Origin of the sequence: Rhodopseudomonas sp. BR0G17, from assembly GCF_010907025.1 — a bacterium.
GTDB lineage: Bacteria > Pseudomonadota > Alphaproteobacteria > Rhizobiales > Xanthobacteraceae > Rhodopseudomonas > Rhodopseudomonas palustris_H.
The window spans coordinates 92,840-113,687 of the sequence record NZ_QUML01000008.1; the positions used below are offsets into that span (position 1 = coordinate 92,840).

The 20,848-nt window shown below is 65.3% G+C and carries 19 protein-coding genes; 15 read left to right on the plus strand and 4 right to left on the minus strand.

The window, feature by feature from the left end:
* The first annotated feature begins 33 nt into the window (after positions 1–33).
* Both DY467_RS08740 and DY467_RS08745 read left to right on the plus strand, forming a co-directional pair.
* Positions 34–453, plus strand: a complete 420-nt coding sequence (locus DY467_RS08740; protein ID WP_011158763.1) for a secondary thiamine-phosphate synthase enzyme YjbQ — start codon at positions 34–36, stop codon at positions 451–453.
* Positions 454–558: 105 nt separating this feature from the next.
* Entirely contained in the window at positions 559–1,767 is a 1,209-nt protein-coding gene (locus DY467_RS08745; RefSeq protein ID WP_164635332.1) for an ABC transporter substrate-binding protein, read from the plus strand.
* A gap of 128 nt (positions 1,768–1,895) precedes the next feature.
* On the opposite strand, the gene DY467_RS08750 is transcribed toward DY467_RS08745, so the two are convergent.
* The 3 genes from DY467_RS08750 to DY467_RS08760 form a co-directional block, all read right to left on the minus strand.
* Entirely contained in the window at positions 1,896–3,956 is a 2,061-nt protein-coding gene (locus tag DY467_RS08750; protein ID WP_164635334.1) for an ATP-binding protein, read from the minus strand.
* A gap of 204 nt (positions 3,957–4,160) precedes the next feature.
* The gene (locus DY467_RS08755) at positions 4,161–4,838 is read right to left on the minus strand and encodes a nitroreductase (protein WP_164635336.1); all 678 of its coding nucleotides are present in this window, start codon (positions 4,836–4,838) and stop codon (positions 4,161–4,163) included.
* 220 nt (positions 4,839–5,058) lie between these two features.
* A complete protein-coding gene (locus tag DY467_RS08760) occupies positions 5,059–5,400 on the minus strand; it encodes a hypothetical protein (protein WP_164635338.1) in 342 nt (113 codons plus the stop codon).
* An 835-nt stretch (positions 5,401–6,235) separates the two neighbouring features.
* On the opposite strand from DY467_RS08760, the gene DY467_RS08765 reads away from it, so the two are divergent.
* The 7 genes from DY467_RS08765 to DY467_RS08795 all read left to right on the plus strand — a co-directional run bounded on the left by DY467_RS08765 (position 6,236) and on the right by DY467_RS08795 (position 12,573).
* On the plus strand, positions 6,236–6,601 hold the full coding sequence (locus DY467_RS08765; RefSeq protein WP_164635340.1) for a hypothetical protein: 366 nt from the start codon (positions 6,236–6,238) through the stop codon (positions 6,599–6,601).
* A 127-nt stretch (positions 6,602–6,728) separates the two neighbouring features.
* Positions 6,729–7,199 (plus strand): hypothetical protein, encoded by a 471-nt coding sequence (locus DY467_RS08770; RefSeq protein WP_164635342.1) that lies wholly within the window; start codon positions 6,729–6,731, stop codon positions 7,197–7,199.
* A 530-nt stretch (positions 7,200–7,729) separates the two neighbouring features.
* The gene (locus DY467_RS08775) at positions 7,730–9,097 is read left to right on the plus strand and encodes an RluA family pseudouridine synthase (protein WP_164635344.1); all 1,368 of its coding nucleotides are present in this window, start codon (positions 7,730–7,732) and stop codon (positions 9,095–9,097) included.
* Between the two features lie 163 nt (positions 9,098–9,260).
* Complete coding sequence (locus DY467_RS08780; protein WP_246701497.1) at positions 9,261–9,626, plus strand: hypothetical protein; 366 nt, start codon at positions 9,261–9,263, stop codon at positions 9,624–9,626.
* A gap of 17 nt (positions 9,627–9,643) precedes the next feature.
* On the plus strand, positions 9,644–10,429 hold the full coding sequence (locus tag DY467_RS08785) for an ATP12 family chaperone protein (RefSeq protein ID WP_164635348.1): 786 nt from the start codon (positions 9,644–9,646) through the stop codon (positions 10,427–10,429).
* Between the two features lie 69 nt (positions 10,430–10,498).
* Complete coding sequence (fliK, locus tag DY467_RS08790; RefSeq protein WP_164635350.1) at positions 10,499–12,301, plus strand: flagellar hook-length control protein FliK; 1,803 nt, start codon at positions 10,499–10,501, stop codon at positions 12,299–12,301.
* Positions 12,298–12,573: an EscU/YscU/HrcU family type III secretion system export apparatus switch protein gene (locus DY467_RS08795; RefSeq protein ID WP_107345051.1), complete on the plus strand. Its 276-nt coding sequence runs from the start codon at positions 12,298–12,300 to the stop codon at positions 12,571–12,573. Before fliK ends, DY467_RS08795 begins: the two co-directional genes overlap by 4 nt.
* 3 nt (positions 12,574–12,576) lie before the next feature.
* Here DY467_RS08795 and DY467_RS08800 read toward each other — a convergent pair whose 3' ends face one another.
* Complete coding sequence (locus DY467_RS08800) at positions 12,577–12,993, minus strand: DUF4260 domain-containing protein (protein ID WP_164635352.1); 417 nt, start codon at positions 12,991–12,993, stop codon at positions 12,577–12,579.
* A 277-nt stretch (positions 12,994–13,270) separates the two neighbouring features.
* Here DY467_RS08800 and DY467_RS08805 point away from each other — a divergent pair, with 277 nt between their 5' ends.
* The 6 genes from DY467_RS08805 (at position 13,271) to DY467_RS08830 (ending at position 20,791) form a co-directional block, all read left to right on the plus strand.
* Positions 13,271–14,803 (plus strand): acyl-CoA carboxylase subunit beta, encoded by a 1,533-nt coding sequence (locus DY467_RS08805; RefSeq protein ID WP_107345049.1) that lies wholly within the window; start codon positions 13,271–13,273, stop codon positions 14,801–14,803.
* A 198-nt stretch (positions 14,804–15,001) separates the two neighbouring features.
* Positions 15,002–15,859, plus strand: a complete 858-nt coding sequence (locus tag DY467_RS08810) for an SDR family oxidoreductase (RefSeq protein WP_164635354.1) — start codon at positions 15,002–15,004, stop codon at positions 15,857–15,859.
* Between the two features lie 737 nt (positions 15,860–16,596).
* The gene (locus DY467_RS08815; protein ID WP_119019168.1) at positions 16,597–17,436 is read left to right on the plus strand and encodes a formate/nitrite transporter family protein; all 840 of its coding nucleotides are present in this window, start codon (positions 16,597–16,599) and stop codon (positions 17,434–17,436) included.
* Positions 17,437–17,505: 69 nt separating this feature from the next.
* Entirely contained in the window at positions 17,506–19,239 is a 1,734-nt protein-coding gene (locus DY467_RS08820; protein ID WP_164635356.1) for a bifunctional protein-serine/threonine kinase/phosphatase, read from the plus strand.
* Positions 19,240–19,326: 87 nt separating this feature from the next.
* Positions 19,327–19,875 carry a hypothetical protein gene (locus tag DY467_RS08825; protein WP_164635358.1) on the plus strand — a complete coding sequence of 183 codons (549 nt, stop codon included), beginning with the start codon at positions 19,327–19,329 and terminating at the stop codon, positions 19,873–19,875.
* A gap of 106 nt (positions 19,876–19,981) precedes the next feature.
* On the plus strand, positions 19,982–20,791 hold the full coding sequence (locus DY467_RS08830; RefSeq protein WP_164635359.1) for a DUF1295 domain-containing protein: 810 nt from the start codon (positions 19,982–19,984) through the stop codon (positions 20,789–20,791).
* The last annotated feature ends 57 nt before the right edge of the window (positions 20,792–20,848 follow it).

Below are 20,848 nucleotides of genomic sequence, written 5' to 3' on the forward strand. Positions count from 1 at the left end.
GTAACCGATCACACGCAGAAGGAGAACCGCGCGATGAAGTCGTATCGCAAGGAGCTGTGGTTTCAGACCCCGGGGCGGCGGGCGTTCATCAACATCACCGGCGAGGTCGAGCAGGCGCTGCGCGACAGCGGCGTGCGCGAGGGCCTGGTGCTGGTCAACGCCATGCACATCACCGCGTCGGTGTTCATCAACGACGACGAGAGCGGGCTGCATGCCGATTATGAGAAGTGGCTCGAGCAGCTTGCGCCGCACGAGCCGGTGTCGTCCTATCGCCACAACCGCACCGGCGAAGACAATGCCGATGCGCATATGAAGCGCCAGGTGATGGGCCGCGAAGTGGTGGTGGCGATCACCGAAGGCCGGCTCGATTTCGGCCCCTGGGAGCAGATCTTCTACGGCGAATTCGACGGCGGCCGGCGCAAGCGGGTGCTGATCAAGATCATCGGCGAGTAAGATGATACAGCGGCTGCGCGCAAGACCCGGTTAGTTTCAGTTTCCCATCCTCCGTGAAAAACAAAAGCGATCACCGCATCGCAACAAACAACAGGGAGAGAACGGATGAGGAGTCTTCGGCTCTGGCTCGGCGCTGCCGTCGCGGCGGCGCTCGTCACTACGGCGCAGGCGCAGCAGAACGCGCCCGGCGTCACCGCCACCGAGATCAAGATCGGCAACACCATGCCGTATAGCGGCCCGGCCTCGGCGCTGAGCTCGACCGGCAAGGCGATCGCCGCCTATCTCGACCAGGTCAACGAGCAGGGCGGCTTGAACGGCCGCAAGATCACGATGATCTCGCTCGACGACGGCTTCTCGCCGCCGAAGACCATGGAGGCGACGCGCCGGCTGGTCGAAGGCGACGGCGTCGCGTTCATCGCCGCCACCATGGGCACCGCGCCGAGCTCGGCGATCGCCAAATATCTCAACACCAACAAGGTGCCGCAGATCTTCCTGATCAGCTCGGCGTCGAAGTGGAACGACCCCGCCAATATGCCGTGGTCGATGGCGCTGCCGTGGGCGCCGAACTACATGAGCGAGGCTAAAATCGAAGTCGCCTATGCGCGCGCCAAGAACCCGAACGCGCGGTTCGCGGTGCTGTATCAGAACGACGACGCGGGCAAAGACTTCATGCGCGGCGTCAAGGATGCCCTCGGCCCCGACGCCGACAAGGCGATCGCGCTGGCCTCGAGCTTCGAGGTCTCCGATCCCACCGTCGACTCCCAGGTGCTGACGCTCGCCAACACCAAGGCCGACGTGTTCATGATCTACAGCGTGACGCCGCGCGCCTGCGCCCAGGCGCTGCGGAAGGCGCACGAGATCGGCTGGCGGCCGATCCGCTTCCTCGCCAGCGGTTGCGCCAACAAGGCGACCGTGATGGACCCGGCCGGCGTCGACGCCGGCAAGGGCGTGCTGTCGCTCGGCTCGCTCAAGCCCTATGTGGCCGAGCCGAAGGACGACAAGGCGATGAGCGCCTATATCGCGTTCATGAAGGCGCGGCTGCCGGGCCTCGACCCGAACAATATCGGCATGGTGTACGGCTACACGGTGGGCGAGGCGCTGGTGGCGCTGCTGAAGCAGTGCGGCAACGATCTGTCCCGCGACAACATCATGCGGCAGGCGGCGAATATGAAGAACGTGCCGCTGTCGCTGCTGTTGCCCGGCATCACCCTGAACACCTCGCCGACCGATTTCCGCCCGATCAAGGACGGCTACCTGCTCGAATTCAACGGCAACGACTGGGTGGTGGTCAGCGAAATGCTGCGCGGCACTTGAGGGCCGCGCCGTAGCCGGCTGCAGCCCGCATCAGCACAGCGATATGCGGAGATCGGACTTCCCACCAGTTCGGTCCCCGGATTTCGCGCCGCTGCATCCGGGCTACTCGGTGCGTTCGAACGACCTTGCTACTTCCCGATCAGCTCGCGGATCCGCGCCGCCAGCGTGTCGACCGCGAACGGCTTGGTCAGCACCGCCATGCCGGGTTCGAGCTGGCCGTTGTTGAGCAGCGCGTTCTCGGCAAAGCCGGTGATGAACAGCACGTTGAGCCCGGGGCGGATCTGGCGGGCGGCATCGGCGAGCTGGCGGCCGTTCATGCCGCCGGGCAGGCCGACGTCGGTGACCAAGAGGTCGATCCGCGCGTCGGATTGCAGCAGCTTCAGGCCGCCGACGCTGTCGGAAGCTTCCAGCGCGGTGTAGCCGAGGTCTTCGAGCACGTCGGCGACCAGCATCCGCACCGTGGGTTCGTCGTCGACCACCATCACAGTCTCGCCGGTTTGGGCGAACGGGATCTCGGTGGAGTCGGGGAAGCGCTCGTCCTCGGCGGCCTCGCCGCGGTGCCGCGGCAGATAGATGCACACCATCGTGCCCTGGCCGACCTCGGAATAGATCCGCACCTGGCCGCCGGATTGCTGCGCGAAGCCGTAGATCATCGACAGCCCGAGCCCGGTGCCCTGGCCGATCGGCTTGGTGGTGAAGAACGGATCGAACGCCTTGGCGATCACGTCCGGCGTCATGCCGGTGCCGGTGTCGGAGACGCACAGCGAGACGTATTGCCCGGGCGGGATGTCGTATAGCCGCGACTGCGCCCGGTCGATCCAGCGGTTGCCGGTCTCGATCGTGATCTTGCCGCCGTTCGGCATCGCGTCGCGGGCGTTGATACACAGATTGAGCAGCGCGCTTTCGAGCTGCGGCACGTCGACCAGCACGCTCCACAGCCCGGCGGCGCCGACATGCTGCACGTCGATGCCGGGGCCGACGGTGCGCTGGATCAGGTCGATCATGCCGCTCACCAGCCGGTTGACGTTGGCGGCGGTCGGCGTCAGCGTCTGGCGGCGTGCGAAGGCGAGCAGGCGGTGGGTCAGCGACGCGGCGCGCTTCACCGCGCCTTGCGCCGCCACCACGTATTTGTCGATCTCGCCGATGCGGCCCTGGCGGATCCGCGAACTCATCAGTTCGAGACTGCCGGAGATGCCGGCGAGCAGGTTGTTGAAGTCGTGCGCCAGCCCGCCGGTGAGCTGGCCGACGGCTTCCATCTTCTGCGACTGGCGCAGCTGCTCGGCGGAGCGCAACAGCTCGGCGCGGGCTTCGGCGACGCGCTGCTCCAGCGTCTCGTTCAGCGCGCGCAGCTCGGCGATGGCGCGGTCGCGCTCGGCCACCAGCGCGCGGCGGTCGTCGACATCGATCAGCACGCCGGGAAAGCTCAGCGGCGTGCCGTCTGGGCCGTGCTCGACGCGGCCATTGGCCTCGAGCCAGTAGTACTTGCCGTCGGCGCGGCGCACCCGGTACTGATGCGCGTAAGGCCCGCCGCGCTTGACCGCTTCCTCGATCGCGGCCGCGAGGCCGGCCTGATCGTCGGGATGCACGGTGGCGACGACCTGCGCCAGGCTGAGACCGTCGCGGCCGAGTGCCGGATCGAGCCCGAACGCGCGCGCAAACGCTTCGTCGACGGTGAAGCGGTCGCTCGGCAGGTCCCACAGCCAGGTGCCGATGATCGCGCCCGCTGCGAGCGCGAGCTGCACCCGCTGCACGTTCTCGCGCGCCAGCTTCTCGCTGTCGCGCAGCGCCGCCTCGGCGCGCTTGCGCGCGGTGATATCGCGGAACAGCACCGAGACCTGGCGCAGTTCGGGCGGCTCGATCCGCGTCGCCGACACTTCGATGATGCGGTTCACCGCGATGAACTCGCGCTCGAAATGGATCGGGCGGCCGGTCAGCAGCACGCTGCGATACAGCTCCGCCCAGCCGTCGGCTTCGTCCGGCACGAGATCGCGCAAGGTGCGGCCGATGATGTTGGGAATCCCGGTCTGCTTCTCGTAGCCCGCATTGGCTTCGATATGGCGATAGTCGCTGAGCGGACCGTGCGGGCCGTCGAAGAATTCAATGATGCAGAAGCCGTCGTCGATCGCTTCGAACAGCGCACGATAGCGCGCCTCGCTCTGGCTGACCGCGGGACTGGAGGGGGACTGCATCGGGATCGACAACCGGCGAGCGTGACACGAACTGTGCGATACAGGACGGGAAGGGCGGCCGCGTTGTTGCGGCCGGCCCGTGCGATGACCGCTCGGGCGCGGCTGCTTGCATTACTCTCCGAATTGCGAGGGTTTGTCAAAGCTGCTTGACACACGCCGCACCCCGCGGCGCCGGGCCGCGGAGCGATGTCGCGTTAGATCTTGTCAGCCTTCGAAGCCGACGAAACGCGCGGCGTCGTGCACCGGCTTGCGCTCCGACACCACCGCGTTGGCAGGGAACTCGTCGTCCGGCCAGCCGAGCGCGATCGCCTTCATGATCACCTGATCCTCGGCGATGCCGGCATGTTCGCGCACCACCGGTGATTGCATGATGCCCTGGCTGTTGATCACGGCCCCTAAGCCGCGCGACCACGCCGCGTTGACCAGCGCGTTGGTCACCGCGCCGCAATCGAACGCGGTGTCATCGCTGTCGCTCAGCACGCGGTCGTAGGTGATGATGATGCACACCGGCGCATCGAACTGGCGGAAGCCGCGCAGCACCCAGTCCTGCCGCTTGGCCTGATCGTCGCGCGCGATCCCCATCGCCGAGAACAATTGCTTGGCGACCGTGACCTGCCGCTCGCGATGAGGGCCGGCGAACGGCTGCCCGATCCGGAATTCGCGGCTGTGCGGCACGCCGGCGAGATTGCGCTCGGTGTTGCCGGCGCGAATGCGGTCGAGCGGCACGCCGGTGAGCACGGTGAAATTCCACGGCTGGCTGTTCATCGAGGAGGGCGCCCGCATCGCCAGTTCGAGGATCTCCTCGATCAATTCCCGCGGCACGGGATCAGGCTTGTAGCCGCGGATCGAGCGGCGGCCGCGGACCACGTCGTCGTATTGCATGCGTCTGGTTTCCCCAAAGCTTCTGATTGCCGCGGAGTGTCGCGGTTTCGGATGCGGAGTGCAAGATGGGGACGCAGGCGGTCATTCCGGGGCGCGAGCAACGCGCGCGAACCCGGAGGCTGGAGAGGACTTGGCCTGCATGAGCGCAGCGACATGCGGGACGGCGGCATCATCCGTGATCCCGGGTATCGCTGCGCTCGCCCGGGCTGCGCTTGCTGATTTATAGAAAGACGTAGAATGCCACAGCTATCAGAAAGACCGTGAGGATTGTTCCAGCAAGTCGATTGCTGCGCGTATCTTCGCCCAAGAAGCGGTTGGCTAGTGCAGATGACGTCAATAATACGGCGGCGACTGAGAGTGAAGCGATCGACCTGCGATCCATGGAGTTCTGAGGCGAAGAGGCTATCAATGATATGCCGATAATCAGGAAAGAAGCGCCGGCAACGAAGGCTAGCGTAGTATATCTTCCGGATTCGATGGCCGCGTACAGTGCTCCAGCAATTGCGAGGCACATCATTGCTATCAATATTCCAAGATAGCCGTAAAGGAAGGTGAAGACCATCGGCAAGGCCTAGATGCCAAGTTGCAGGTGCATAAGCGCAACAATTACCAAGAATGGAGTTATAATCCATACGATACAGCGGCCCGCCAGCCACTGCCATGTAGATCTGTCGTATTCGTTTACGTAGTCAATTATGTTGTTGGCAGTCATGCTGTAGATCAGAAGAATGCTTCCGATGACCAGGTCGATTGGACCTCCTAGAATGCCAAGAATAAGTATCGGTAAACTCACCGGAAGCGCAATTGACCTCGTTGCGGTGAGCGCGCCAGCTAATGTTCGCGGCTCGGTCATAACTCCCCGGACCATTTGCACGATTAGTATTATCGGGACGCTCAAGTGAAGAAGCTTGGGTATCAAGGTAATCCTCGGTGCATATGTTGTTCGTGTAGATCGTTATCACGGATGACAATTTGATCAATCTGCGAATGGCGATCGAGCAGTTTGATTGTGCGAAGTTTGGCTGTGTTTTGTCCAGTGTTCGGGTGGAGAGCGCTCTATGCATCGGGGTGTCAATCCGCTCACCCAGGCTGAGCCTGCTGCGTGAGCGAGGGGAGGCTTCCTTGTGACGGGTTGTCCATGCAAATGATACCAGTCGCAACTTCGGCGAGCCGATGAAGTAATGCCACGGCCGGGACCTGGTGACCCCTAGCCTGCATGAGCGCAGCGACATGCAGGGCGGCGTATCATCCCGTGATCCCGGGTATCGCTTCGCTCACCCGGGCTACGCTTGCTGAGCGCAGCGAAGCCCACGCGGACACCGATTGCCATCGATAAGCGAGCGTAATACGCTTACCATGTTCGATTTTTGAGCAGCGGTCACGATGACGATAGTAAGATGAAGAGATTTGCAGTCGCTATTGTGCTTTCGGCCTTCGTCGCCACCCCAGCCAAAGCAGAGATCTACAACTACACATGCCGGAGCTGCATGTTCCCGTCGATTCCAAGAGACGGTTCGGATGGATGCGAAGTTGTTGGAAGGGGCTATCCACTTCGCGTGGATGACAAGAAGAACGTTCTCGATTGGAGGGGTAAGAGGTACAACCTCACCGAGGCGCCGGCCGACCAACCGTACGGCTGTGCCAAGTATGGATGGCACGCAAAGGGTAACGGAACGTCGTTCACATTCTGCGTCGCGACGCAGGGATACGGTGCCATTGAGGATAAGGGTGACGTTAGAGTCCGATGCGATCTGAAAAAATGATGTAATGGGCGGTGCTGCGCCCGCTTAGGATCCATCTATGAGTAGTAGTGCAGACACAAAACGAGCTCGCAGGCGCCGTCGTGGCAAACAGAGGTCAAAGCGTGTCCTTAGTCAGATGCATCTCGCCATGGGTGAGTTTCTAACAGCTCAGGGTCGTGTTGAGTTGACAATGTTTCTCCTTCTGATGATGATTCGGGATGAGGATTATGAATGGCTTTTCGATGAAATGTCGAAGCGCACATTCGGCCAGAAGATAGAGTTCTTCAAGTGTTACACTAGCGACGACGAGCAATTTTTACCGGAGAATTTTATAATCCGCGATCAGGTTTATCAGAATTTGGACGCCCTTCTACCTCAGCGAAATGCCATCATTCACGGTGAAACGTATGAGGATCAGTTCAGGGGGCGGCCAAGGCAGCCGTATCGCGTCGGAGTGATCAAAAAGAACATCCAGTATCTCGAAGACTACACGATGGATAAGCACGGACCAAACGTCTTTACGGTCAAGCAGGTGCGAGATGCGACGGCGTTAGCAGTCCGAACGTGGAAGATGATCAACAAAGTCAGAGGAGTGACTCGCTCCCCATGGTGGGACTGACGCCCGATGCCGTCCGTTGAACGAAGAACAGGCCGATGCTGTGCTCTTGACAAAATTCCCATAGGATCATGTACCTAGCTTCGTCCCGTCCACGAGGGGCGCTTTGAGAGGCGTCTTGGAGTGGGGTGTGGCGCCTGCGGGCGGGGAGCAGACGTGCTGTCTGCCACCGCGAGACTAAGGGGCGGCGCCGTGGTTCATTTTGGGGCGCGCGTGGCTGGGAGGCGCAGCGTCGTAGCCGCAAGAGCGGAGCGACATGTGGGGCGGCGTATTATCCCGTGGTCCCGGGTATCGCTGCGCTCACCCGCGCTACTCTTTCTGCTTCGGGCTTTTACAGAGTGGCGACGTGCGGATCTCGTCCCTTGGCTCCCGGTTATCGCTGCGCTCATCCGGGCTACAGGCCGGGGCGCGCTGTGCGTTGCCCCCACTTGGCTCGCTGCGTCCGGGGCACAGACAGCCCCCATCCACATTCCGCCCGTGACCGGCGGCCGCTTTTGCGCTAGGCACGGCACGAATTTCCCCCGGAGCATCCCATGAGCCGCCGCGTCAAGAAACCTCTCGCCAAGCGTGGCCCCGACGGCGCGCGCGGCAAGCCGGCGCGCGCCGGGCTGGGCGCTAAGACCGGGAAGCCGGGGGCCGGCAAAGCTCTCGCGGGCAAGCCTGGCGCCGGCAAGCCCGGTGGCGCCAAGCCGTCGCGCGATGCCAAGCCGTTGCGCGCCGGCGCGCCGTCGAAGACCTCGCGTGGCGAGGGAGCGGGGCGGCCGCCGCGGTCCGGCGACAAGCAGGTGCGGTTCGGTGCGGGACCGGCGCGATCGTCGCGGCCGGCGGGTGAGGGCAGGCCGCGCGCGGCACAGCCGGGGCCGGTCGAGGCCCGCGATCGGCCCGAGGCAAAGCCCGACGCGCCGCTGCCGACCAAGGTCGAGACCGTCACCGTCACGGCGGACGATAACGGCATGCGGGTGGATCGCTTCCTCGAAGCGCGGTTTCCCGGCCTGTCGTTCAGCCACATCCAGCGCATCGTCCGCAAAGGCGAACTGCGGGTGAACGGCAAGCGTGCCGATTCGAAGGACCGGTTGGAAGAGGGCCAGAGCGTGCGGATTCCACCGCTCAAGCTCGATACGCCGAAGCTGCCCGGGCATCTGTCCGAAGCCGAGCAGAAAACCCTTCAGACGCTGAAGGCGATGACGCTATTCGAGGACGCCGACGTGCTGGTGCTGAACAAGCCGGCAGGGCTCGCGGTGCAGGGCGGCTCCGGCACCACGCGGCACATCGACCAGATGCTGGAAGTGCTGCGCGACAGTAAGGGCCAGAAGCCGCGCCTGGTGCACCGGATCGACAAGGAGACCGCCGGCTGTCTCTTGGTCGCCAAGACCCGCTTCGCTGCGACCGCGCTGACCGGGTCGTTCCGCCACCGTTCGGCGCGCAAGATTTATTGGGCGCTGGTCGCCGGCGTGCCGAAGCCGAAGCAAGGGCGGATCTCGACCTATCTGGCCAAGGACGAGAGCGAAGAGGATTCGATCATGCGCGTCGCCAAGCACGGCGACGACGGCGCCAGCCACGCGGTGACGTACTACGCGGTGGTCGAGACCTCGGGGCAGAAGCTGGCCTGGGTGTCGCTGAAGCCGGTGACCGGGCGCACCCATCAGCTGCGCGCCCACATGGCCCATATCGGCCACGCCATCGTCGGCGATCCGAAGTACTTCAACATCGAGAACTGGCAGCTCCCCGGCGGCCTGCAAAACCGGCTGCATCTGCTCGCACGCCGCATCGTGATCCCGCATCCGCGCGGCGGCGTGATCGACGTCTCGGCGCCGCTGCCGCCGCACATGCTGCAGAGCTGGAACCTGCTCGGCCTCGAGCACGACCGGTTCGATCCGATCGAACATGCGCCGGAAGAATGACGCCCCGGCGCCGCTTGCGGCGGGGCGCCGCGATGCCGACATGGCTAAGATGACAACGCTTCCTCTCCACTCACTCTCCCGTCATGCCCGGGCTTGTCCCGGGCATCCACGTCTTGCAGCGCGTCCGCCGAAGAAGGCGTGGATGGCCGGGACAAGCCCGGCCATGACGAACCGTAGTCTGAAGCGTCTGGTACTCGGGTTGATGGCCAGTGCGCTGATCGCAGCGCTGGCCGGTCCCGCCGCAGCGCAGATCATCATTCCGGGCACCGCGCCGTCGAGCATCACGCCGCCGCCGCCACCTCCGTCTGCGCCGCCGCCGGTGATCACCGTGCCGGTGGTGCCGAAGCTCGCCGATCCGCCGCCGCTGACGCATGAGCGGATCCAGCCGGCGCCGGATCTGCCGAAGGCGCAGCTGCGGCGTGGCCGCTCGTTCGGCGACCGGATTCAGGACTGCCTGAACGACTCCACCGCGGCCCAGCTCAATTCGACCGACCGCGCCGCGTATTCGCGCGCCTGTGCTCAACAGTAGTAGTTCGAGAAACCAAGATGCGTGATCTGTTCGACGAGGTGGCCGGCAAGTCGCCGCTCGATCCCAACGAAGCGGTGCGGCGCACCAGCCGGGCGCAACTGCCGAAGAGGTTCTACACCGAGGCCGGCGTTGCCGAGGACAACGGCGGCTTCGCGGTGCGGCTCGACGGCCGCGCGGTGAAGACGCCGTCGCGCAACGCGCTGGCCGCGCCGGATCGGGCTCTGGCCGAAGCGATCGCCGCCGAATGGCAGGCGCAGGGCGAGAGCATCGATCCGTCGACGATGCCGCTGACCCGTCTCGCCAACAGCGTGATCGACGGCGTTAGCGGCCGGATCGATGCGGTGACCGACGACATCGCCAAGTACTTCGGCTCCGACCTGTTATTCTATCGCGCCGAGCACCCGGAAGAACTGATCGCGCGCGAAGGCGCGCATTGGGACCCGGTGCTGTTTTGGGCCAAGGACGCGCTCGGGGCGCATTTCATCCTGGCGCAGGGCATCGTCCATGTCGGCCAGCCGGAGACCGCGGTCGCCGCAGCGCGCGCGGCGCTGCCGGCCGATCCCTGGCTGCTTGGCGCGCTGCATGTCGTCACCACCATCACCGGCTCGGCGCTGCTGGCGCTGGCGCTGGCGCTCGGCCGGCTCGAGGCCGATCAGGTGTGGGCCGCCGCGCATGTCGACGAGGACTGGAACATCGAGCAGTGGGGCCTCGATGAGGAGGCCGCCGCGCGCCGCGCCGCCAAGCAGGCGGAGTTCGCCGCCGCCGCCCAGGTGATCGCGGCGCTGGGTTCCCGGAGAAGTTAACGACGGGTTTACGTCCCTCGCTTAGTCTGGGCGGATCGCACTCAGCGCAGCCGCCCGCAAAGGACAGCGATGGCGATTTCGGTCAATCCGAACCTTTCCCTCGTTGCGCTGCAAGGCGTGACCGCAGACGTGCTGCTGCAGCCCGGGTCGGTGCTGCAGGCCAAGGTGCTGTCGGTCGGCGATAACAACCAGGTTCGAATCGCGATCGGCGGCCAGACCGTCGAAGCCACCACGCAGGTGCCGCTGCAGGCCGGGCAGACGCTGCAGGTTTCGGTGTCGCAGACCGATGCCGGGGTGCGGCTCGCGATCGTCAATCAGCCGGTGACCACCACAACCGCGCAGGCGGCGCTGGCGGCGTCCGGCGCGGCGGTCGACAGCGTGACGCTCGGGCCGCAGGCGATCGTGCTGACCTCGGCGCAGGCGGCGCCGAGCATCGTGCCGACCACGACCCCGGCGCTGACGCCGCAGCAGGCGGCCGCGGTGGCGACCGCCGCAGAAATCGCCGTGACGCAGCAGACCGGGCTGTCGACGCTGTTTGCCAATCTCGGCGCGGTGGCAAGTTCGAGCGGGCTGCCGGCGGCGGTGCGCGATGCCGCGGCGCAGGTGCTGGCGCAGCAGCTGCCGACCGCAGGCGGCCTGACCGGCGCCGACATCCAGAAAGCGTTTCAGTCTTCCGGGATCTTCCTCGAAGCCGCCCTGGCGAGCGGGACCGCCAGCGCCGGCGCCGGCACCGACCTGAAGGCGGCGCTGCTGGTGCTGCGCCAAGTGCTGACCACCGCGCTCGGGGCCGCGACCGCGCAGGCCGGCGGCACCACGGCGACGCCGGTGCTGCAGAACGGGCAGGGCACCTCGCTGCTGGCGCTCACCGCCAAGCTCGAGGCCGAGGCCAATCTGCTCGGCGCCACCACTTCGACCGCCGCCGCGACGACCGCGAATGGCACCACCACCGCGCTGCCGCTGACCGCGTCGCCGACGCTGGCGGCGTCGGCCACCGCTGCGGGCGCGGCCGCAACCGCCAGCGCATCCACCTCCGAGCAGTCGCTGGTGCAGAACGTCATCGCCCAGCTCACCGGCACCGCGACCTCGGCGACCGCGTCCACGTCGCAGGCCCAGACCGCGGCGACCAGCACCGCCGCGACGCTGAGCGCGTTGCAGCAGGCGCTGCAGGCCGATCCGCAGACTGCGGCGGTGCTGGCCAAGGCCGGGCTCAGCAATCCGGTGCTGCTGTCGCTGCTGCCGGCGCTGACCGGTAACCGGGTCATCAAGGACGACAGCGGCATCGCCCGCACCAATACGCCGCCGCCGCCGTTTCCTGGTGCGCTGCCGGCCGCGCAGCCGGTGATGCCGGCCAATCTGACGCCGCATGCCCCGGTCGATGCGAACTTGCGCCGGATTCTGACCGAGACCGAAGGCGCGCTGGCGCGGCAGACGCTGCTGCAGGTCGCCTCGCTGCCGGACCGCACCGATGCCGCGCCGGCCCGGCTCGATGCCGCCCAGCCGCGCTGGGCGTTCGAGATCCCGCTCGCCACCCCGCACGGCACTGCGGTGGCGCAGTTCGAGATTTCGCGCGACCGCGACGAAGCCGCTCAGGCCGGCGGCGCGTCCGGGACGGTGTGGCAGGCGCGGTTTTCGCTCGACGTCGAGCCGGCCGGGCCGGTGCACGCCCTGATCTCGCTGCGCGGCGAAAAGACCTCGGTGCGGCTGTGGGCGGAACGCCCCGCCACAACCGCGCTGCTCCGCGCCGGCGCCGCCGACCTCGGCCGAGCGCTGGCTCGCGCCGATCTGGTTTCCGGCGACATCGTGGTGCGCGACGGCGCGCCGCCCGCGCCACGCCCGGCGGTGGCCGGCCATTTCCTGGACCGCGCGCTGTGACCGCAACCGACACCAAGAACCCGCTCGCGATCGCGCTGCACTATGACTACGCCGGCGCCCCGCGCGTGGTCGCCAAGGGCAAGGGTGTGCTCGGCGCCAAGATCATCGAAGTCGCCAAACAGCATGACATCCCCATCGAGGAGAACGAAGTGCTCGCCGGCGCGCTGTCTCACGTCGAGCTCGGCGACGAAATCCCCGAGGAGCTCTACAAGGCTGTCGCTGAGGTGCTTGCCTTCGTGCTGCGGCTGTCGGGGCGCGGCCCGGTGCGCTGAGCCTCAGCGCGGCTGCGCCGGCGCCTTGCCGATCGGGCCGAGATGGGTGAAGCGGAAGCCGGTCTTGTATTTCAGGCCGTAGCCGAGGGCCCGGTCGAAGCCGATATGGGCCAGCCAGATCATCGCCACCGTGCCGGCATAGGGCACCACCAGCACGATCCCGGCGATCGCCAGCAGCAGCGGCCCGATGGTCGAATGCAGCACGTTGTAGACCACCGCGCCGACTTTGGGCCCGGCCAGATAGCCGAGAAAGCCGAGGTCGGGCGCGAAGAACAGCAGCGCATACAGCTCCCAGGGCGCGTCCGAGATCACATAGAACAGCGTGCAGCCGGCAAACACCGCCAGCCCCTCGGCCCGCAGCACGGTCAGGATGCCGCCGCTGGCCACGGACGGATCGGCGGAGGGCAGGGCGGCGATCATCGGTAGGCTCCAGCTGGCGGCCCCGCGATATACAGGGCTCGCGGCCGAAGCCGCCATCGCGGTTTCGCATCCGGCCGATGCAGATTTGGGGGCGGTGTCGGGGTGCCGTCGTCCGGTCCCGCCCGAACCGGCTCAGGACACGCCAAAAGGGCTAGGCCGGTTCGGTCCAAGGCGGTTTCCTCCTGCGAGGCGCCCTGCTAGAAGGCCTTGATTGTTGCGGTGAAAAGGGCAAAACCTCCGCACGCCCAACCAAGAAAAGAAAACCGGCTTATTGATCATGAAGCACATCCTGGAAGCATTGGACGAACGGCGCACGGCAGCCAAGCTCGGCGGCGGCGAAAAGCGCATCAATGCGCAGCACGCCCGCGGCCGGCTCACCGCACGCGAACGGATCGACCTGCTGCTCGACAAGCATTCGTTCGAGGAGATGGACATGTTCGTCCAGCACCGCTCGACCGAATTCGGGATGGCGAAGACCAAGATCCCCGGCGACGGCGTCGTCACCGGCTGGGGCACGGTCAACGGCCGCAAGGTGTTCGTGTTCGCCAAGGACTTCACCGTGTTCGGCGGCTCGCTGTCCGAGACCCACGCGGCGAAGATCACCAAGATCCAGGACATGGCGCTGAAGGCGCGGGCTCCGATCATCGGCCTGTACGACGCCGGCGGCGCCCGCATCCAGGAGGGCGTCGCGGCGCTCGCCGGTTACTCCTACGTGTTCCGCCGCGTGGTGCAGGCCTCCGGCGTGATCCCGCAGATCAGCGTCATCATGGGCCCTTGCGCCGGCGGCGACGTCTATGCGCCGGCGATGACCGACTTCATCTTCATGGTGAAGAACACCAGCTACATGTTCGTCACCGGCCCCGACGTCGTGAAGACGGTGACCAACGAAGTCGTCACCCCGGAAGAACTCGGCGGCGCATCGGTGCACGCCACCAAGTCGTCGATCGCCGACGGCGCATTCGAGAACGACGTCGAGACCCTGCTGCAGATGCGCCGGCTGCTCGACTTCCTGCCGGCGAACTCCTCCGAAGGCGTGCCGGAATGGCCGAGCTTCGACGATATCGAGCGTGAGGACTTCTCGCTCGATACGCTGATCCCCGACAATCCGAACAAGCCCTACGACATGAAGGAGCTGATCCTCAAAGTCGTGGACGAGGGCGACTTCTTCGAGCTGCAGGACACCTTCGCCAAGAACATCATCACCGGCTTCGGCCGCATCGCCGGCCGCACCGTGGGCTTCGTCGCCAACCAGCCGATGGTGCTGGCCGGCGTGCTCGACAGCGATGCCTCGCGCAAAGCGGCGCGGTTCGTGCGGTTCTGCGACAGCTTCAACATTCCGATCGTCACCTTCGTCGACGTGCCGGGCTTCCTGCCTGGCACCGCGCAGGAATACGGCGGCCTGATCAAGCACGGCGCCAAGCTGCTGTTCGCGTTCTCGCAGTGCACCGTGCCGCTGGTCACCGTGATCACCCGCAAGGCCTATGGCGGCGCGTTCGACGTCATGGCGTCGAAGGAAATCGGCGCCGACATCAACTACGCCTGGCCGTCGGCGCAGATCGCGGTGATGGGTGCCAAGGGCGCGGTCGAGATCATCTTCCGTCAGGACATGGACGATCCGGAGAAGATCGCGGCGCGGACCAAGGAATACGAGGACCGCTTCCTGTCGCCGTTCATCGCCGCCGAGCGCGGCTATATCGACGACGTGATCCTGCCGCACGCCACCCGCCGCCGCATCGCCCGCGCGCTGGCGATGCTGCGCGACAAGAAGATGGAAATCCCGCAGAAGAAGCACGACAACATGCCGCTGTAACGGCATCGGCTCGTTCGAGTTTGGAAAAGGGCGGTGATCGCGACACGATCACCGCCCTTCGTGTTTTAAGGGGCCGCGAAGCGCCTCGCCTGGCTGATTGGTCGGTCCAACCAGGATGCGGACTTATAAGGACGCAGCCATCGGCTCAGATGTCTGGTATCCGTGCGCATCGTCGGGCCTAGATGAGATGATGTCCGGATGAGAATTCTGATTTTTGGCTTGGGCTATTCGGCCAGCTACATCGCGCAGCATTTGCAGGACGTCGGGATCGAGGTCACTGCAACCGTCAGAACAACCGCCAAGGCCGAAGAGTTGGGCCGGCGCGGGATCACTGCGCGGGTGTTTTCATCCTCTTACGTCGATTCACTGATCGCTGATGATATCAAGTCGAGCGACGCCATTCTGTCGTCGATCCCTCCGAATGAATCCGGCGATCCGGTTCTCGCGTCCTTCACTGGCGCTATCACCGGTGATTCTCGACCGCGGTGGATCGGTTATCTTTCGACGATCGGCGTGTACGGTGACCACCTCGGCAATTGGGTCGACGAAACAACGCCTGCGACGTCGGAAAAACCTCGCTCGCAGCTCCGGATCGCCGCCGAGCAGCGCTGGCTGGCGTTGGGCGCGCACATTTTTCGTCTCTCAGGGATCTACGGCCCGGGCCGAAACCAACTGGAGAAGCTCGCAGCCGGAATGGCGACGCGTATCATCAAGCCCGGCCAGGTCTTCAATCGCATTCACGTTGCCGATATTGCCGCGGTGGTCGCCGCGTCACTTTCGCGGCCGCGACCCGGCGCCATTTACAATGTCACCGACAACGAGCCGGCACCGCCGCAGCAGGTCGTCGAATTCGCTGCGAAACTATGCGAGCGAACACCGCCTCCTGAAATTGCTTTCGAGCACGCCGAGCTGTCCCCGATGGCGCGCAGCTTCTATCTGGAGAATTGCCGGGTCCGCAACGACCTGATCCGTACCGAATTGGGAGTTACCTTGGCCTATCCATCTTACCGGGAAGGACTCTCGGCGCTGCGAGCGCTCGGCGAGGGGCCAGCTTAGCGGGCTAAGTGCTTTGATAGCGGCGCCCGTCTAAGCTGGTTGAGCCACGTCCCGGAGCCGAATTCGGGACTGCGCTGCCTTAAGGGCGACAAGCAAGCGTAGCCTGGATGAGCGAAGCGACATCCAGGTTTGGCGCACCCGCATGTCGCTGCGCTCATGCGGGCTACTGATTCAAACTACGCTTTTCCAGATTTGCACGACAGGCCAGACCTCATCATGAGGAAAGCGCGAATTGCCGTCTTGAACTATGTGCCGCGGGTCCATGCGTGGCCGCATCCCTTGAGACCTCGGCTCCTTGTATTCGTGCGATCTGCTCAGGATGAGGACCAAGTAGCCAGCGAAGGTCCAGATCCGCGCCCACCATCGAGACGCGCTTAAGGGACCCCAGGGGCTAATTGTTAGGCTGCCTCAAATGCGAGCTATGCGCAGGCGTGTTGCGCAGAGTCTGGGCATCGGGGCCGGCGGCGGCTGAGCCGGAGGGGCGTTATCTGAGGAATTTCTCAGGGAAATGCGCATAGCCGGAGCCGTCAGGCGCTGGCACGGCGATTGCTTAGTAAGTTCCGGTCAACGACGACCGCCGTCCGAGAATTGCCAAGCCGGTGTCCGGCAGACAGCAATGGGACAGCTCTCCCGCCGATCGGAGAGCCGCGGTGTCGTCGAGGCTCCGCCCCCTTGTTGCTCCCTCCGCTTGTGCGTTCCGACGCGGCCTTTTCAGCAGCAAACGGAGCACGGAGCAGATGTCCTACCTCGCGCCTTCTGAATTCGTCACCAAGATGGTCGACGCTGGCGAGTCCAAGATCTTCATGTCCACCCGCGACACGGTGATCCGTGCCTATATGGCCGGCGCCATTCTGGCGCTCGCCGCATGGTTCGCGGTCACGATCAACGTCAATACCGGCCAGCCGCTGATCGGCGCACTGCTATTCCCGGTCGGCTTCACCATGCTGTATCTGCTCGGCTTCGATCTGCTCACCGGCGTATTCGTGCTGTCGCCGCTGGCGTGGCTCGATAAGCGTCCCGGCGTGACGATCGGCGGCGTGCTGCGCAACTGGGGGCTGGTGTTCATCGGCAACTTCGCCGGTGCGCTGACGGTGGCGTTCCTGATGGCGTTCGTGACGACGTTCGGCTTTACCCAGGATCCTGACAAAGTCGGCACGGTGATCGGCAATATCGGGGAGGGGCGGACGCTCGGCTATGCGGCGCACGGCGCGGCCGGCATGGCGACGCTGTTCTTCCGCGGCATGCTGTGCAACTGGATGGTCTCCACCGGCGTAGTGATGGCGATGATCTCGACCACGGTGCCGGGCAAGGTGCTGGCGATGTGGATGCCGATCCTGGTGTTCTTCTACATGGTGTTCGAGCACTCGGTGGTGAACATGTTCCTGTTTCCGTCGGGCCTGATGCTGCACGCCAAATTCTCGATCCTCGACTATCTGGTCTGGAACGAGATCCCGACCGTGCTCGGCAATCTGGTCGGCGGGCTCGCCTTCACCGGGCTGACCCTCTACACCACCCACGTCCGCACCGCGGCGAAGCGCCGGATCGAAGCCGTTCCGGCGCCGCGCGTCGCGGCGTAAGCTGATCGCGTCCGGGAGCTTCGCCCGGTCCGGGTGAAGCTCCCATTTTCTTGGGTCGCAGCAGGGCGCATGGCGCAGCAGCTCACAGTCTCGATCGGGCAGGCGTCGTCGCCGGGGCGCAAGCCCGTCAATCAGGACTTCTATGGCGCGCTGATCCCGGCCGAGCCGCTGCTGACCACCAAGGGCATCGCGCTCGCGCTCGCCGACGGCATCTCGTCGAGCGACGTCAGCCAGGTCGCGAGCGAGTCCGCGGTCAAGAGCTTTCTCACCGATTACTACTGCACGTCGGAAGCCTGGTCGGTGAAGTCGTCGGCGCAGCGGGTGATCGCGGCGACCAATTCATGGCTGCATGCGGAAACCCGGCGCAGCGATTATCGCTACGATCGCGACAAGGGCTATGTCTGTACCTTGAGCGCGCTGGTGCTCAAAGGCGCGGCAGCGCATCTGTTTCACATCGGCGACAGCCGGATCTACCGGCTGGCGGGCGCGTCGCTGGAGCAGCTCACCGAGGATCACCGCGTTCGGCTGTCTGCCGAGCAGAGCTATCTGGGCCGTGCGCTCGGCGTCAATCCGCAGGTCGAGATTGACTATCTGGCGGTGCCGGTCGTCCCCGGCGACCTGTTCGTGCTGGCGACCGATGGCGTGTACGAGCATGTCGCGCAGCGCTTCGTCGTGCAGATACTGCGCGATCATGCCGACGATCTCGACGCCGCGGCGCGGGCGATCATCGGCGAGGCGTTCGCCAACGGCAGCGACGACAATCTCACCGTGCAACTGGTTCGGATCGAGACCGTGCCGGATGCGGACACGATCGACCTATTTGGCCAAGCGGCCGACTTGCCGCTGCCGCCGCTGCTCGAGCCGCGCGCCGAGTTCGACGGCTATCGGATCGTTCGCGAGCTGCACGGCTCGAGCCGCAGCCACATCTATCTCGCCAGCGATCTCGCCACCGAAGAGCTGGTGGTGCTGAAGATTCCCTCGGCCGATCTGCGCGACGATCCGGACTATCGCAAGCGTTTCATGCTGGAGGAATGGGCGGCGCGGCGGATCGACAGTCCGCACGTGCTGAAGCCGTGCGCGGTGCAGGGGCCGCGCCGCTATCTTTACGTCGCCTTCGAGTACATCGAAGGCCAGACGCTGGCGCAATGGATGATCGACCATCCGCGCGCGGAGCTCGAAACCGTTCGCGGCGTGATCGAGCAGATCGCCAGGGGGCTCTACGCTTTCCACCGCAAAGAAATGGTGCATCAGGATTTGCGCCCGGCCAACGTGCTGATCGACCGCAGCGGCACGGTGAGGATCATCGACTTCGGCTCGGTGCGTGTCGCCGGCGTCGCCGAGCTGGGACCGACGGGCGGCGACGAGCTGCTCGGCACGGTGCAATACATGGCGCCGGAATATTTCGCCGGGCAGGGCGGCTCGGCGCTGTCGGATCAGTTCTCGCTCGGGGTGATCGCCTATCAGATGCTGACCGGCCGGCTGCCCTATGGCGCCGAGCTGGCGCGCGTCAACCAGGCGCTGAAATCCCGCAAGCTGCGCTACAGCCCGGCCGCCGACCACAACGCGCAGGTGCCGGTCTGGGTCGACCGCGCGCTGCAACGCGCCGTCAGCCTGGAGCCTGCCAAGCGCTATCCGGCGCTGTCGGAATTCGTCCACGATCTGCGGCATCCGCGGGCCGACTATCTCGATGCCCGGCCGCAGCCGCTCGCTGCGCGCAATCCGCTATTGTTCTGGCAACTGTTATCGGCGCTGCTCGGATTGATCGTCGTGGTGCTGCTGGCGCGGCTGCACGGCGGCATCTGAGCGATCGCGCCGCGTCTGGAGCGATATTGAACAGGCTGCGGTTCTCGGGCAAGCTTCGCCGCCTTCAATCATCCGGGCTCATCGTTCATGCTCCGCATTGCCGTTCTGTGCCTGATCGCGACGGTTGCCGCCGCCGGCGCCGCGCGCGCCGCCGATACCGAGAAGCTGCTGCTGCAATCGCCCAAGGGCTTCAAAGTGGCGGCCGAAGCCAGCAACGCCAAGGAAAGCACCACGGTGCTGGTGCCGGGCACCGAGAACATCGCCAGCGCCAGCACGCGGATCACGGCGCAGACGCTGTTCAAGCAGACCGACCAATCGCCCGAGGCGTTTCGCGAGGCGAGCCAGAAGAGAGCTGCGGCGGAGTGCCCCGGCGCGCGCTTCGAGCAGCTGCGGCACGGCAATGAAAACCTGTATCCGATGGTGATGTGGAGCGAGAGCTGCCCGCAGGCCAAGGAGGCCGGCAAGCCGGCGCTGACCTGGTGGAAGGCGGTGCAGGGGCGCGAGAACTTCTATGCGCTGCAGATGACCGCGGCCGCCGAGCCGGATGCCAAGCAGCGCAAGTTGTGGACTCGGTTCTTCGAAGTGACGCGGGTCTGCGACAGCCGCGTTCCCGGCCAGCGCTGTACGACCAAATAATCGGGCGGGCGGCCGGCCGATCGGTGCCGGCTTTGATGCCGGACATGGCGGGGTCATCATCGGCGGCCTATAAGGTCGTCACCGGGGCAAGGACGCGTGCATCGACATGACTGTACCGTGGCATCTCGTTGCGCTGGCTTTCGCCGTCTGCCTCGTCGTTGCGGCACCCGGGTTCCGGCGCGTCTATTACTTCGTCAGCCTGTGCTATGCCGGCGCGATCGCGGCGCAGAGCGTGGTGTTCGCGCTGCTATTCGCCACCACCATCTCCGGCTGGGTGATGCTGCAGCTGTTGCTGCTGCTGGTGTACGGCGTCCGGCTCGGCGCGTTCCTGGCGGTGCGCGAGCGCAATCCCGCTTATGCGGCCGAACTCTCCCGCGCCGAGCGCCGCACCGCCGAGCTGAAGCTGTGGCATCAGATCGCGATCTGGCTCGGCGTCAGCCTGCTGTTCACGCTGCTGTTCCTGCCCGCGTTGCTGACGCTGTCGCTGCAGGCGCAGGGCGTGTGGCCGGTGTCGACGCCGCTCGGCGTGATGATCATGGCGGTGGGGCTGTGGGTCGAGAGCCTCGCCGACTGGCAGAAGTATCGCTACAAGGCCGAGCATCCGGCGCATTATTGCGACACCGGGCTGTACCGCGTGGTGCGTTGCCCGAACTATCTCGGCGAGATGGTGTTCTGGTTCGGCGTCTGGTTCTCCGGCCTGTCGGCCTATGGCTCCGGCGCGGCCTGGGCGCTGTCGCTACTCGGGATGCTGTACATTCTGGCGCTGATGACGGCCGCATCCGCTGGGCTCGAGCGCAAGCAGGACGAACGCTACGGCGATCGGCCGGACTATCAGGAGTACGTTCAGACCGTGCCGATCCTGTTTCCGTGGGTGCCGCTCTACACCTTGCGCAAGCTGCTGATCCGGTTTCGCTGAACTTGGCCGGACGCACAAAAAAGCCCCGCGCGAGCGGGGCTTTTCGTGAGCGATGCG